Origin of the sequence: Streptomyces sp. NPDC058457 (genome assembly GCF_042720695.1) — a bacterium.
Lineage (GTDB): Bacteria > Actinomycetota > Actinomycetes > Streptomycetales > Streptomycetaceae > Streptomyces.
Genome location: NZ_JBHXLU010000006.1, coordinates 90,757 through 103,952, shown reverse-complemented (window position 1 = coordinate 103,952; position 13,196 = coordinate 90,757). Strand labels below are relative to the sequence as shown.

The following is a 13,196-nucleotide window of genomic DNA, read 5'->3' as shown; positions in this document are numbered from 1 at the left end:
GCCGGTCGTAGGACCCGCGGGCCTGCCCGACGCCACCGATGACGACGATCTCAGGAGCTCCCTGCCCATGAACGGACATCGCCGCCACCGCCTCGCCCTCGCGACGGTCACCGCCGCAGCGCTGACCGGCGGTCTGCTGACCCTCTCGGCCCCCGTCGCGTCCGCCGCCGCCGCTCATGCCTACAAGGCCGACTTCAACCACGACGGCTACGGCGACGTCGCCTTCGCCGCTCCCTACGCCAAGGTCGGCGGCAAGAGCATGGCCGGGTATGTCGCCGTGGTCTACGGCAGCGCCTCCGGACTCAACCCGGCCAAGCGCACGGTGGTCAGCCAGAACACCGCGGGTGTCCCCGGCACCGCCGAGGCCGAGGACTTCTTCGGCCGGGCGCTCGCCGTCGCCGACTTCAACAAGGACGGCTACACCGACCTCGCCGTCGGCGCGCCCGGCGAGGACAGCGGCTCGGACACCGACGGCGGTTCGGTCACGATCCTGTGGGGTTCGGCGAGCGGCCTGAAGAACGGTACGACGGTCAAGGACCCCTCGGCCGCCAAGCACGAGGCCTGGGGCTCGGTGCTGGCCGCCGGTGACTTCAACGGCGACGGCAAGGCCGACCTGGCGTCCGGCACGGCCGCGTCGTACGCCTACATCGTCAAGGGCGGCTTCACCAAGTCGGGTACCACCGGCGGCACGCAGAAGGTCCCCACGCCGGAGAAGGCGGAGTTCGGTATCGACGCGCTCGCCGCGGGCGACACCAACGGCGACAAGAAGGCCGACCTCGTCCTCACCTACCGCACCGCGCTCGCCTCGGACCCGTCGGGCAGCTGGTCCAAGGGCGCCGCCTACCTCGGTGCGTCGGGCGGCGTGGTCACGACCCAGCCGCGGGTGCTGAACGGCGGCACCTCCCTCGCCCTGGGCGACATCAACGGCGACGGCTACGACGAGATCGCGATCGGCAACGTCTTCTCGAAGGACGACGACCACACCGGCACCCTCGGCGGACAGGTCGTCGTCATCAGCGGCAGCAAGGGCGGCCCGGTCAACGGCGACGCCCCCATGGCCGAGCTCACCCAGTCCGCCACGGGCGTCCCCGGCACCGACAAGGCGGACGACGGCTTCGGCGGCGCCGTCTCCATCGGGGACACCAACGGCGACGGCTACGGCGACCTCGCCATCGGTGTCGTCTTCAAGGACATCGGCGCGGCCGAGGACACCGGTCTCGTCGTGCTGATGAACGGCTCGGCCGACGGAGTCTCCCGCACCGGCGCCCGGACGATCTCCCAGAACACCGCCGGTGTCCCCGGCACCGCCGAGTCCATGGACTACTTCGGTTCGGACCTCGTGCTCTCGGACGTCACCAAGGACGGCAAGGCGGACCTGACCGTCGGGGCCTCCTTCGAGGACGGGGGTGTCGGCGCGGTCACCGCCCTGCGCGGCAGCGCCTCCGGCATCACCACCACGGGTGCCAAGTCCTTCGGCCCGGGCACCTTCGGGCTCTCCCGTACGTACGGCGCGTTCGGCACGGGCCTCACCGGCTGACGACCCCGGGCGGCCCCGGAACCGGCCCCGGGGGTGGACCCCCGGGACCAACTGACGCACCGTCATCCGACCACACCTCGTCACCTCACCGCCTCGCGGGGGAAAACCATGCCCAAGCGCACCACCCTGCTGCTAGCCACGGCCCTCACCACGGGTCTCCTGACCGCCTTTCCCGCGGCCACCGCCTCGGCCGCCCCCTCCGGCCTGGCCGGTGACTTCAACGGCGACGGCTACCGCGACCTCGCCACCGCCGCGCCGGGTGCCACGGTCGCCGGCAGGAAGGACGCCGGCGCGGTGGTCGTCACCTACGGCTCCACGTCCGGTGTCAGGGCGTCGAACCGTACGGTCGTCACCCAGAACTCGGCGTCCGTCCCCGGCACCGCCGAGAAGGGCGACGAGTTCGGCTCGGCGCTCGCCTTCGGTGACCTGAACCGGGACGGGTACGCCGACCTGGTCGTCGGCGCCGGGGGCGAGGACGGCGGGGCCGGGTCGGTCACGATCCTCTGGGGGAGCAGGAAGGGCTTGTCCGGCGGCAGTGCCGTCGCCGACCCGGCCCGTTCCTCCCACACCCGCTTCGGCATGTCCCTGGCGGTCGGCGACTTCACCGCGGACGGCCGGGCCGACCTGGCCGTCGGCAGCACCGGCGCCGACGTGCAGATCTTCCGGGGCGGCTTCACCAAGGCCGGCGGGGCCGCGTCCCGCACCTGGGTGGTGCCCTCGTTCCGCACCGGCGACTCCTACGGCGTCCGGTACCTGGCCGCCGGCGACATCAACGGTAACGGCGTCGACGACCTCGTCGTCAGCGGGACGATCGTGGGACAGTCCGACGAGCCCTTCGACGGCGAGGTGGTGTACCTGGGCGCGGCCTCCCGGCCGAAGGCCCAGCGGACGCTGGAAACCGACGGCCGGCAGCCGGTCGTCGCCGGCGACGTCAACGGCGACGGCTACGACGACGTCATCACCGGCAGAGTCCTGGTCCACGGCTCGAAGGTCGGACCCGGCGAGGTCATCACGTACCTCGGCGGCCCGCACGGCATCAGCCCCGACCCGCAGGCGGCGATCACCCAGGACAGCCCGGGCGTCCCCGGCGCCACCCGGGCCCAGGGCACCAGCTCGTTCGGCGACTCGCTCGCCGTCGGTGACGCCGACGGCGACGGCTACGACGACGTCGCGGTCGGCACGCCCTACGAGACGGTCACCACGGCCTCGCAGACCGGCACGGTCACCCTGCTCCGCGGCTCCGCGGCCGGGCTGACGGGGGTCGGCTCGACGCGGTACACCCAGAACACCCCGGGCATCCCCGACCTGAACGAGGACGACGACTTCTTCGGCTCCGCCGTCCACCTGGCCGACCTCGACGGCGACGGCCGGGCCGATCTGGCGGTCGGCGCCCGGCACGAGAACGGCGGACAGGGCGCGGTGTGGACCCTGCCCGGCTCCGCCGGGGGCCTTACGACGACCGGCGCGGTGTCCTTCCACGCGACGTCGGTGGGCGTGTCGGGGACGTCGGCGCAGCTGGGTTCGCTGTTCGGGCAGTGAGCGCCGGCGATCGGCGGGCCGCTGAGGGTCCCCCTCAGCGGCCCTGAGGGTCCCTTAGGGGATGTCACAGCTCTGCCGCAATGGCGGGCCCGGGTGACCGAGCCCGCCACACGGATCCCCGGGACCAGGTACGTTCGAGGACGTGGCTGGATTCAGGAACGGACGCGGCGGCCGGGACGACCGCGCCCCGCAAGCGCGACCGCAACAACCCGGGTACGGGCAGCAGGCACCGCCCCAGAGCTTCGGCGGGCAGCCGGCGGGACCGTCGTACGGGTACCCGTCGGCCCCGCAGCCGTACCCGCAGAACGGCGGCGGGTCCGGCTGGCCGCAGGGGCAGGCGCGTGGCGGCTACCCGGGCCAGGCCGCCGGCGGCGACGGCCCGGAGTACTTCGGCGACGACAACGGCTACGGCGGCGGATACGGCGCCGGCAGTCCCGACCCGTACGCGGCGAACCAGCCGGGCCACACCCAGGCCTTCTCGGTCGACGAGGCCGGCGCCTACACGCAGGGCGCGACCTACCACGCCGGGTCGGCGGCGCCGTCCGGCCCGATCGGCCCGCGCCTGCACTGGAAGGACCTGCTGAAGGGGATCGTCCTCGCCCCGAACCAGACGTTCCTCCAGATGCGGGACTACGCGATGTGGGCCCCCGCCCTGATCGTGACGTTCCTCTACGGCCTGCTCGCCGTCTTCGGCTTCGACGGCGCCCGCGCGGACGCGATAAACGCCACCCTCACCAACGCGGTCCCGATCGTCCTCGTGACGGCGATCGCGATGGTCCTCTCCGCCTTCGTCCTGGGCGTGGTGACCCACACCCTGGCCCGTCAGCTGGGCGGCGACGGCGCCTGGCAGCCGACGGTGGGCCTGTCCATGCTGATCATGTCGATCACGGACGCCCCCCGTCTCCTCTTCGCCATGTTCTTCGGCGGCAACGCCGGCTTCGTCCAGCTCCTCGGCTGGGCCACCTGGGTCGCGGCGGGCGCCCTCCTCACCCTGATGGTCGCCAAGTCCCACGACCTGCCGTGGCCGAAGGCCCTGGGCGCGTCGGCGATCCAGCTGATCGCCCTGCTGTCGATCGTGAAGCTGGGCACGTTCTAGCCGGCGTGCCGGCCTCGGCACCGCCTACGAGAAGGGCCCCGGCGAGTCCGCCGGGGCCCTTCTTCGCTTGCTGTGCGCCTCAGGCGTCCAGGACCTGACCGGCCCGCTTCACCACGGGCGGCTCGACGCTCCACGGGAAGTTGATCCAGTCGTCGGTCCGCTTCCACACGTACTCGCACTTCACGAGGGAGTGGGACTTCTCATAGATCACGGCGGACCGGACCTCGGCCACGTGGTCGAGGCAGAAGTCGCGGACCAGCTTCAGCGTCTTGCCGGTGTCGGCGACGTCGTCCGCGACGAGGACCTTCTTGTCGCTGAAGTCGATCACGTTGGGAACGGGAGCGAGCATCACGGGCATCTCCAGGGTGGTCCCCACCCCCGTATAGAAAGCCACATTGACCAGATGCAGGTTCTTGCAGTCGAGGGCGTAGGCGAGCCCGCCGGCGACGAACACCCCGCCGCGGGCGATGGAGAGCACTATGTCCGGCTCGTACCCGTCGTCGGCGATGGTCTGGGCGAGCTCGCGGACGGCGACGCCGAACCGCTCGTAGGTCAGGTTCTCCCGCACACCGCTGTCGCTCATGCCTGGTCCCTCCTGGTCCTCACACCTGCGTCCGATGGAAGTTGAGGTAGGAGCGGGAGGCGGTGGGCCCGCGCTGCCCCTGGTAACGGGAGCCGTAGCGCTCGCTGCCGTAGGAGTGCTCGGCGGGGGAGGAGAGCCGGAACATGCACAGCTGCCCGATCTTCATGCCCGGCCACAGCTTGATGGGGAGGGTCGCGAGATTGGACAGCTCAAGGGTCACGTGCCCGTTGAACCCGGGGTCGATGAACCCGGCGGTGGAGTGCGTGACGAGCCCGAGCCGCCCGAGCGAGGACTTCCCCTCCAGCCTGGACGCGAGATCATCGGGCAGCGAGATGACCTCGTACGTCGAGGCGAGGACGAACTCGCCGGGGTGGAGGATGAAGGGCTCGTCGCCCTCGGGCTCCACGAGCCGGGTGAGGTCCGGCTGCTCGACGGAGGGGTCGATGTGCGGGTACCGGTGGTTCTCGAACACCCGGAAGAAACGGTCCAGCCGCACGTCGATGCTCGACGGCTGCACCATGGATTCGTCGTAGGGATCGATCCGTACCCGCCCGGCGTCGATCTCGGCCCGGATGTCCTTGTCTGAGAGAAGCACGTCCCGAGGATACGCAAGGCGCGCGGACCCGCGAAAACCGTGACGAGTCCACGCGCCTCTGTTACCGCTGTTCTCCTCTGCCGCTACCGCTTCTCAAGAGCGACCGGCACGACGCTGCGCAGCCGGGCGCACTTCGGGCACCGCACGAGCCGACCGGGGCCGAGCCGCTCGGCCTGCTGCATCGGGAACGAAGCGGTGCTGAACACGTGCCCTTCGGCACAGCGGACGACGGTGTGTTCCATCAAGTCCCTTAAGTCCCTTCCCCAGAAGCCGCGTCGGGCTTACTGCCGTGACGACGGAAAGCCACATTACGGGATCAAAGGGACGGCTCTCCAGGCGGCACTCCGGCCTGCCGGGCCCCTCTCCCACACCTCCACCGTACGCCCCAACTCCCGCCCGGCGCAGCCGGATCCCACCCCGTGAAACACGCACGGACCCCACGGTCACAGCGCCGGGGGTCCGTCATGAGGTACAGTGAGCGGGCGTTCGGACAGCGACTCCGTCGACGTCTTACGCGGGTGTAGTTTAATGGTAGAACATCAGCTTCCCAAGCTGAGAGCGCGAGTTCGATTCTCGTCACCCGCTCCATTGCGAACCCCCAGGTCATCGACTTGGGGGTTGTTTGCTGTTTAGACCAATTTGGGGTCGGCGTGCCCTTCGCGTGCCCTAAGGCGAGCCGAAAGGGTGCCCGGGAGAGTCCCCGGGGCTGATTTCGGTGCAGGTGGCGGCGTTACGTCTCGAATGGCGAGATCCGTTTTAAGTGACCTGCGTGACGTGGTGCGCAAATGGCCGTCAAGTGGCAAGTGTAAACGTCAGCTTGATGAGGACGGGCACCGTGCCCGTCAGGTGCGGGCGCTGCAAAGGGTTCGGCCAGGGCCTGTCCGGTCGGCGGGGAGGGGCGGGCGGCGGAGGTCGGACCCGCTGCAGCAGGAGCGTGGTGCTCCCGCGCGTACTACGCCGCCCTGCGCGACGCCGGCATCCCCGTCGACGAGCGCCTCGTCGTCACCGTTCGACCGCGCTGGTGCGGGCCCTGCTGGTGCTGAGAAACCAGGAAGTCGCCCGCTGACCGATGCTCTTGCCGGTGGACTGCGGCCCCGGACCTGGCCGGGCTTCCCGACGCCTATGCCGTACGGGCGAGGGTGCCGGCGATGAGGGTCGCCACCATCTCCTGCAGGGAGGAGGTGAAGTCCATGCGCAGCGTGGCCAGGGACGGGTCCGTGTCGTAGGCGGCCAGCATGCCGGGGGAGGGCCGGGCGTGGGTCCAGACGGCGCCGGCCACCATGTAGACCTGCGCGCTGAGCTGCTCCGCCCCGTCGCCCAGTTCGGGCAGGTACTGGCGCGCCAGATCGGCCAGCGCGACGACATTGCCGATGGCCGCTTTCTTGTACCGGGCGGCGACCTCCGCGGACACGTTGTGCTCCAGGACACCGGCCTGCGCGCTGAGCAGGTCGCACAGCACCCGGTGCTCCGCAAGGGAGTGGGTGAACGCGGCCGCGAATGCGTCGCCACGCCGGCCCACCGGGTGGTCGGGGTCGATTCCGGCGGCGAGCCGGTCGGGCAGTTCGGCCGTCCACTGTTTCCATGCACTGTCCAGCAGCTCCAGCAGGATGGCCTCGCGCGATTCGAAGTAGCGCAGCACGTTGGATTTGGCCAGGCCGACGCGCCGGCTCAGCTCGTTGAGGCTGACCTCGGCGACCGGCATCTCGTCGAGCATCGCGGCCGTGGTGTCCAGGATCGCCTGCCGGCGGATCTCCCGCTGCTCATCGCTGCGAGCACGTTGAAAGGTTGTCATGACCCCATTCTACAGACCGGTGGTCTGTTGACATCAGGCCGACGGTCTCTTATGTTTTATCTCAAGAGACCGCCGGTCCGTTAAGGGGGCGGGGCGGGACGTGCGCAAGCGATTCCTAGAGGAGATCCACATCATGAGCAGCAACAAGAGTGACAAGAAGGTTGCAGTCATCACCGGCGGTGCGACGGGTATCGGTAAGGAGACCGCGCGGCTGCTGGTCGCGGACGGCGTGCATGTCGTCCTGAGCGGGCGGCGTGCGGACGTGGGTGCGCGGGCGGTCGAGGAGCTGACCAAGGACGGCGGCAGTGCCTCGTTCGTGGTGGCGGACATGGACTCGCCGGAGAGCATCAAGGCCCTGTTCGACTCGGTCCTGGCCGACTACGGCCGCCTGGACCAGGCGGTCAACAACGCCGGTCTGGCCCACGAGACCGCCGCGATCGCCGACGCCGACCCGGTGAAGTTCCAGGAGATGCTGTCCACGAACGTGATGGGCCTGTTCCTGTGCCTGCAGCGCGAGATCCAGGAGATGCTCGCCGGCGGCCGCGGGGGCACCATCGTCAACCTGGCCTCCATCGCCGGCCTCAACGGCATCCCGTGGAGCGGCCCGTACGCGGCCACCAAGCACGCGGTCGTCGGCCTGACCAAGACCGCGGGCCTGGAGTACTCCTCCCAGGGCGTTCGCGTGAACGCGGTCGCCCCCGGCGCGATCAAGACCGACATCATCGCCAACGCCATCTCGCTCGGTCAGTACGACGAGGACTCCATCACCGCGATGCATCCGATCGGCCGCATGGGCCTGCCCCAGGAGATCGCCGCGGGCATCCACTGGCTCCTGTCCGACGAGTCCTCCTTCGTCGCCGGCACGGTCCTCAACATCGACGGTGGCTTCCAGGCGAAGTAGCCCCCACGCATGCGCCACCCGCATGCCGACCACCCCAACCGCGGGACAAGGCAAGGCCCGTCGCGGACACCCACCGCGACGGGCCCGACCAGCGAACCCACACAAGCCGCACCAACAGACCCTCGGTCACGGGCACCAGCTCGATCGGTTGTCGCAACGGCGGGGTCGTCCGGCCCGGTTCGGCGGTCCGCCCGCCTGTCCCCCCACGCCCGCCTGCCGGCCGGACTGATCGTCCGGGGAGACGCCCTGTGCACCCTCAACCCCGTCTACGCGACAGGCATCATGGTCGCTGTGTCCCAGGCCGTCTCACTCGGGCATGCCCTCGACAACGGGCTCGACGGGCTGACCCGCCGCTTCTTCGCCGACGCCATCCGGGTGACTTCCTTGCCCTGGTGGATGAGTACCCTCGCCGACTCCGACCTGCCAGGCGTCGAGGGGCCGAAGGTTCCCAGCATGCGGCTCGCCACCGGATACCTTGACCGCGTCCTCACAGCCGTGAGCCACGGTCCGAACCTCGCCACCGACTTCGTCAAGGTCATCTGCGGCATCGCCCCACCTGCCACCCTGATGCGGCCCGGAATCCTCATCCGCGTGATCCGCCCTCGAACGGCGAAGCCCGCCCCCTGACAGGCCAGGGAACAGTCCGCCCCGGCACATCCGGCAGTTGTGTCGCCGTACCGTCGCCCAATGAGGTGGCTCTCCAGCAGCACGAAACGGCGCCGCCCGGTCAGCGGACGCCTCGCTGGGATGTGCCGGGCCGCCAAGATGGCCGTCCTCATGGACGCGATCGGTGACAACATCGTTCCGCACGGCGTCGGGCAGGGTCTGGAGATCCACCGGCAGCCACATCACGGCATTCGAGTCTGGATCGCCGCTTACCACGACCCCAATCCCTTGGCTCTGGTGTCGCGTCCGATCTACATGCCCAGGAACGATCAGAGAGGCGAATTGCTCGGCCTGTGCGTCACGTTCTCAGTCGTCAAAGTCGCCTTTCAGGTCCTCATCCCCTTCTTCGACGGCAACCTCGCGCCTCTTGAGGACTTCCGTGACTCCGTCCTGCAGATTTGGCCCCCGAGCAGTCCCCTGCTCGACTGGCCGCCTCCGCTCCGGTTCGACCAGAAGTCCATCCAGGCGCTCGCGGTAAGAATCAACGACAATCGCGAGGACGTGACGATGGAGGTGACCCTCAGCGTCGCGGAGCGGGTGAGGCGAGCACCTTCGGCAGAGCCGGAATGAGCCCATGGGCACGGTGCCCAGGTATGCAGTCGCGATGGCGATGCTCGGCCTACCTAGCAGCCGAGTCCTCCCAAGCCTGAAGAACGTCACCTGGGCCGCCGACGGCGATCTGCTGCGGCGCCGTGCCCATAGCGTGCCCATAAGGGCGGACAACAGCGGTCAACAAGGGTGTGAATCCGTACTCACGGATCCGCCCCTGAGGTGCATAGTCACAGGTCAGCGTCCATGCAGCCGTCCAAGCGCCGTCGCTTCCCAAGCTGAGAGCGCGAGTTCGATTCTCGTCACCCGCTCCAGCAGAAACCCCCAGGTCGTGAACCCGGGGGTTCTTTGTTGTCTAGACCAATGAGCGGGTGCTGCACCACCAGCGCACCATGAGCCCGCTGATGACTCCTGAGTGTGGTGCGGACGGCCGTCGGTGTGGTGCTTCGCACGCTCGGCGCGCACCATGCCGTCCAGCCCGGCGGCGACCTCCCGTTGCCGCTTGTCGTCGGAGTGCTGGTAGATCATCGCGGCCTTCTCGGACGGCTGGCCGGCGCGGACCGTCGTGTCCCACCCCGACGCCGGAGCAAACCCCCGGATCAGGGCGAACCCGTACACCACTTCCAAGGACGCAACCGGGAGCCGGCGACCCGACTGCGCTCCTACGGCTTACGGCTGTCCCACGACGACCTTCCGCCGGATCTCACCCATCGCGACGCGCTGCGTCTGCTGACCGCCGACGAAACAGCGATGCCGAAGCCGATGAATCCACCGATGTCGCTGGCCCAACGTGTCCGGGTCGCTCGACGAGTCGATCTTCCGGTCCCGGACAACGCCCGGCATCTTCGTGACCTCGGGGTCCACATCGAGGAAGTTCCATCGTGATTCGTGCAGGTCAACGGCTCTGGCGTGATGGGCGGTTGGGCTGCTCGCGCATGTCACGAGCGTGATCGTGTCGGGGAGATCATCTGGCGGTCCGCTGAGAAACCAGGTCAACCCGCCCTGACCAGCTGGTCGGACACTCCCCCCGTAAGGTTTTCCGCGGTCCTGCAAGAGGGCCGCTGGCTTCCGGGCCCGGCATGGCTGGTCCCCCCTGTCGAACCGATGACCTGGGGGTGGTGCCACCGGGCCCGAGAGGCGCCGTTGGAGACGCTGATGAGAGGTCCGACTACCGCCTGGCCTGGTGCAATGCCCGGCCCTTCGCGGGTGGCAGGTCTGCATAACGTGGATGCGCGCACGACGCCAACGCCCAGGCCAGCACGCACGACATCCGTTCGGGAGGACGGCTTGGACAACAGCGACGAGATAGGCGTCTTCCTCGGTCTGGACGTCGGCAAGAGCGCCCACCACGGGCACGGACTCACCCCGGCCGGCAAGAAAGTCTTCGACAAGCAGCTGCCCAACAGCGAGCCGAAACTGCGGGCCGTCTTCGACAAGCTGGCCGCGAAGTTCGGCACCGTGCTGGTGATCGTGGACCAGCCCGCCTCCATCGGAGCCCTCCCGCTCACGGTCGCCCGGGACGCCGGCTGCAAGGTCGCCTACCTGCCCGGCCTGTCCATGCGGCGGATCGCCGACCTCTACCCGGGCGAGGCGAAGACCGACGCGAAGGACGCCGCGGTGATCGCGGACGCAGCCCGGACCATGCCGCACACCCTGCGCTCGCTCCAGCTGGCCGACGAGATCACCGCCGAGCTGACCGTTCTGGTCGGCTTCGACCAGGACCTGGCGGCCGAGGCCACCCGCACCTCCAACCGGATACGCGGCCTGCTCACCCAGTTCCACCCCAGCCTGGAACGCGTCCTCGGGCCGCGCCTGGACCACCCCGCGGTGACCTGGCTGCTGGACGCTACGGATCCCCGGCCGCGCTGCGAAAGGCCGGTCGTCGCAGGCTCGTTGAGGTGATCCGGCCCAAGGCCCCGCGCATGGCTGCCCGGCTGACCGACGAGGTCTTCGACGCGCTCGACGAGCAGACCGTCGTGGTCCCGGGCACCGGCACCCTCGACATCGTGATCCCGTCCCTGGCCCGCTCGCTCGCGGCCGTCCACGAACAGCGACGAGCTCTGGAAGCGCAGATCGGACAGCTGCTGGAGGCTCACCCTCTTTCCGCGGTCCTGACCTCGATTCCGGGGGTCGCGGTCAGGACCGCCGCCACCTTGCTGGTCACCGTCGGCGACGGCACCAGCTTCCCCACCGCCGCCCACCTGGCCTCCTACGCCGGCCTCGCCCCGACCACGAAGTCGTCGGGGACCTCGATCCACGGCGAACACGCACCCAGAGGCGGCAACCGGCAACTGAAACGCGCGATGTTCCTGTCCGCGTTCGCCGCCCTGCACGATCCCGCCTCCCGCACCTACTACGACCGATGCCGGGCCCGCGGAAAGACCCACACTCAGGCACTTCTCCGCCTGGCCCGCCAGCGGATCAACGTGCTGTTCGCGATGCTCCGCGACGGCACCCTCTACGAACCCAGACCCCCACGCCTCGCTTGACCAAAGACATAGAGGCACCCCCCCCCGCGACGGGGCGGGCGGGCCCGCAAGCGGGACACGGACGGCGTCCATTTCCGCCTCGAACCTGGTCCGCACCGGTCGCCGGGCCGGGCCCGTTCCTTCTGGCGGCCCGGCGCTGTGACCCAGGTCTCACGATGTGCGTGCAGCACACGGGACCGCTTTCCCGTCGAGGAGGGGTGACAGGAAGGGATGGGGATGTGGACCTGGCAACCGAGCGCGATGTCCGTATCGGAATCGGTGAGCCCGGACCGGCGGAGTCGGAGTCGGAGTACGACTTCCACGACTTTGTCGTCGCCCGGTCGGCCGTACTGTTCCGCGGGGCCCTCGTCTTGACGGGAAACCGTGAGACCGCGGAGGACCTGGTCCAGGAGACCCTGGAGCGGGCCTGCCGCAAGTGGCGCACCATCGCCGCCAAGGACGCTCCGGAGGCCTACGTGCGGCGGATCATGGTGAACCTGGTCAACGACCGGTGGCGGAGGTTCCGTCGCACGGTCCCGCACCAGGACGGCGGCGACCGTGCCGCCCCTGGGGACCAGTACGGGCAGGTGGACACGAGGGACCAACTGGTCCGGGCCCTCCAGGGTCTGCCGATTCGCATGCGGACGGTCGTGGTACTGCGGTACTTCCATGACCTGTCGGATGACGAGATCGCGGCCGACCTGAAGATCTCACCAAGCACCGTGCGGTCCCAGCTCGCTCGCGGCATCGACAAGCTCAGAGGCCAGTTCCCCGCACTCTCCAGCCCTTCACCGCAGCAGCCCACGGAAGGAATCCGATGAGATCACACGATTCGCGGCCTTCTGGCTGCACACTCTTCGAGCAGGAACTGGTGAACGCTATGAACGACTTCGTGAACACCGCCGAGACGCCGCACTTCGACACGGCCGTCATCGAGCGCGGGGCTCGCCGCAGGCGGGCCACCGCCATCGCGGGCATCGCCGCCGCCCTGGTCGTGGCCTGCGGCGCAGGCACCGCCCTGGCCGCCGGCGTCGCCGGCAGCGGTTCGCACACCTCGGTGCAGACCGCCGCCGGCAGCACCGTCGCCGACAGCACCACCTTGCTTGTCCGCACCAGCGACGGCACGATCGCCAGGGAGCAGCTGGCCGGCGCGAGCGCGGCGAGGGCCAGGGTGGCGCTTGTGCATTTCCGCCTCACGCCCGAATTCACCCGGGTCCGGATGTCCGACTGCAAGAAGCAGGAGGACGCGGTGGTCGCGCTTTCGCCGCATGCCCCGACGGTCGTCCACGCGGGTGACAGGGTCCTCGTGACCACCTGCTACCGCTGACCCTGGCGGAACCGGCCTGACCGGACAGAGGCAGGACAGGGGGTGGTGGGGCCCGCGGGGCCCCGGGCCCCCCCCCCCCCCGAGACCCACCCCGCGCCCGCCCGGCCGAGTGGGTACGCGTGGCGGGGGGTGGGGCGAACGGG

The 13,196-nt window shown here is 69.7% G+C and carries 12 protein-coding genes, 1 tRNA gene and 2 pseudogenes; 10 read left to right on the top strand and 5 right to left on the bottom strand.

The features are described 5' to 3' along the window. Nucleotides 1-67: 67 nt before the first annotated feature. From ACFWPS_RS07445 to ACFWPS_RS07435, 3 genes are all read left to right on the top strand, one after another. Nucleotides 68-1,537, top strand: coding sequence for an FG-GAP-like repeat-containing protein (locus tag ACFWPS_RS07445; RefSeq protein WP_383702040.1), 1,470 nt, complete (start codon nt 68-70; stop codon nt 1,535-1,537). A 108-nt stretch (nt 1,538-1,645) separates the two neighbouring features. Beyond that, on the top strand, nt 1,646-3,076 hold the full coding sequence (locus ACFWPS_RS07440) for an FG-GAP-like repeat-containing protein (RefSeq protein ID WP_383702038.1): 1,431 nt from the start codon (nt 1,646-1,648) through the stop codon (nt 3,074-3,076). Between the two features lie 142 nt (nt 3,077-3,218). After that, complete coding sequence (locus ACFWPS_RS07435; protein WP_383702036.1) at nt 3,219-4,172, top strand: YIP1 family protein; 954 nt, start codon at nt 3,219-3,221, stop codon at nt 4,170-4,172. A gap of 79 nt (nt 4,173-4,251) precedes the next feature. Here ACFWPS_RS07435 and ACFWPS_RS07430 read toward each other — a convergent pair whose 3' ends face one another. The 3 genes from ACFWPS_RS07430 to ACFWPS_RS07420 form a co-directional block, all read right to left on the bottom strand. Then, the gene (locus ACFWPS_RS07430; protein ID WP_383702034.1) at nt 4,252-4,755 is read right to left on the bottom strand and encodes a phosphoribosyltransferase; all 504 of its coding nucleotides are present in this window, start codon (nt 4,753-4,755) and stop codon (nt 4,252-4,254) included. Between the two features lie 19 nt (nt 4,756-4,774). After that, nucleotides 4,775-5,350 carry a dCTP deaminase gene (gene dcd / locus ACFWPS_RS07425; RefSeq protein WP_383702032.1) on the bottom strand — a complete coding sequence of 192 codons (576 nt, stop codon included), beginning with the start codon at nt 5,348-5,350 and terminating at the stop codon, nt 4,775-4,777. An 83-nt stretch (nt 5,351-5,433) separates the two neighbouring features. Beyond that, on the bottom strand, nt 5,434-5,592 hold the full coding sequence (locus ACFWPS_RS07420; RefSeq protein ID WP_383702030.1) for a hypothetical protein: 159 nt from the start codon (nt 5,590-5,592) through the stop codon (nt 5,434-5,436). A gap of 272 nt (nt 5,593-5,864) precedes the next feature. Between ACFWPS_RS07420 and ACFWPS_RS07415 the strand changes: the two genes are divergently transcribed. Then, a tRNA-Gly gene (locus tag ACFWPS_RS07415) sits at nt 5,865-5,938 on the top strand. A 532-nt stretch (nt 5,939-6,470) separates the two neighbouring features. Here ACFWPS_RS07415 and ACFWPS_RS07410 read toward each other — a convergent pair. Beyond that, nucleotides 6,471-7,142: a TetR family transcriptional regulator gene (locus ACFWPS_RS07410; protein ID WP_383702028.1), complete on the bottom strand. Its 672-nt coding sequence runs from the start codon at nt 7,140-7,142 to the stop codon at nt 6,471-6,473. A 133-nt stretch (nt 7,143-7,275) separates the two neighbouring features. Here ACFWPS_RS07410 and ACFWPS_RS07405 point away from each other — a divergent pair, with 133 nt between their 5' ends. The 3 genes from ACFWPS_RS07405 (at nt 7,276) to ACFWPS_RS07395 (ending at nt 9,279) form a co-directional block, all read left to right on the top strand. Next, nucleotides 7,276-8,043, top strand: coding sequence for an SDR family NAD(P)-dependent oxidoreductase (locus ACFWPS_RS07405; protein WP_383702026.1), 768 nt, complete (start codon nt 7,276-7,278; stop codon nt 8,041-8,043). A gap of 291 nt (nt 8,044-8,334) precedes the next feature. After that, the gene (locus ACFWPS_RS07400) at nt 8,335-8,670 is read left to right on the top strand and encodes a hypothetical protein (protein WP_383702024.1); all 336 of its coding nucleotides are present in this window, start codon (nt 8,335-8,337) and stop codon (nt 8,668-8,670) included. A gap of 60 nt (nt 8,671-8,730) precedes the next feature. Continuing rightward, nucleotides 8,731-9,279 carry a hypothetical protein gene (locus ACFWPS_RS07395; RefSeq protein WP_383702022.1) on the top strand — a complete coding sequence of 183 codons (549 nt, stop codon included), beginning with the start codon at nt 8,731-8,733 and terminating at the stop codon, nt 9,277-9,279. Between the two features lie 423 nt (nt 9,280-9,702). On the opposite strand, the pseudogene ACFWPS_RS07390 reads toward ACFWPS_RS07395, so the two are convergent. After that, nucleotides 9,703-9,828 (bottom strand): annotated as a pseudogene (locus tag ACFWPS_RS07390) (site-specific integrase); the annotation flags it as partial. Nucleotides 9,829-10,545: 717 nt separating this feature from the next. On the opposite strand from ACFWPS_RS07390, the pseudogene ACFWPS_RS07385 reads away from it, so the two are divergent. The 3 genes and pseudogenes from ACFWPS_RS07385 to ACFWPS_RS07375 all read left to right on the top strand — a co-directional run bounded on the left by ACFWPS_RS07385 (nt 10,546) and on the right by ACFWPS_RS07375 (nt 13,053). Further along, nucleotides 10,546-11,747: pseudogene (locus ACFWPS_RS07385) on the top strand (IS110 family transposase). Nucleotides 11,748-11,995: 248 nt separating this feature from the next. Beyond that, the gene (locus tag ACFWPS_RS07380; RefSeq protein ID WP_383702228.1) at nt 11,996-12,547 is read left to right on the top strand and encodes a SigE family RNA polymerase sigma factor; all 552 of its coding nucleotides are present in this window, start codon (nt 11,996-11,998) and stop codon (nt 12,545-12,547) included. Between the two features lie 59 nt (nt 12,548-12,606). Further along, nucleotides 12,607-13,053: a hypothetical protein gene (locus ACFWPS_RS07375; protein ID WP_383702020.1), complete on the top strand. Its 447-nt coding sequence runs from the start codon at nt 12,607-12,609 to the stop codon at nt 13,051-13,053. Nucleotides 13,054-13,196: the final 143 nt, after the last annotated feature.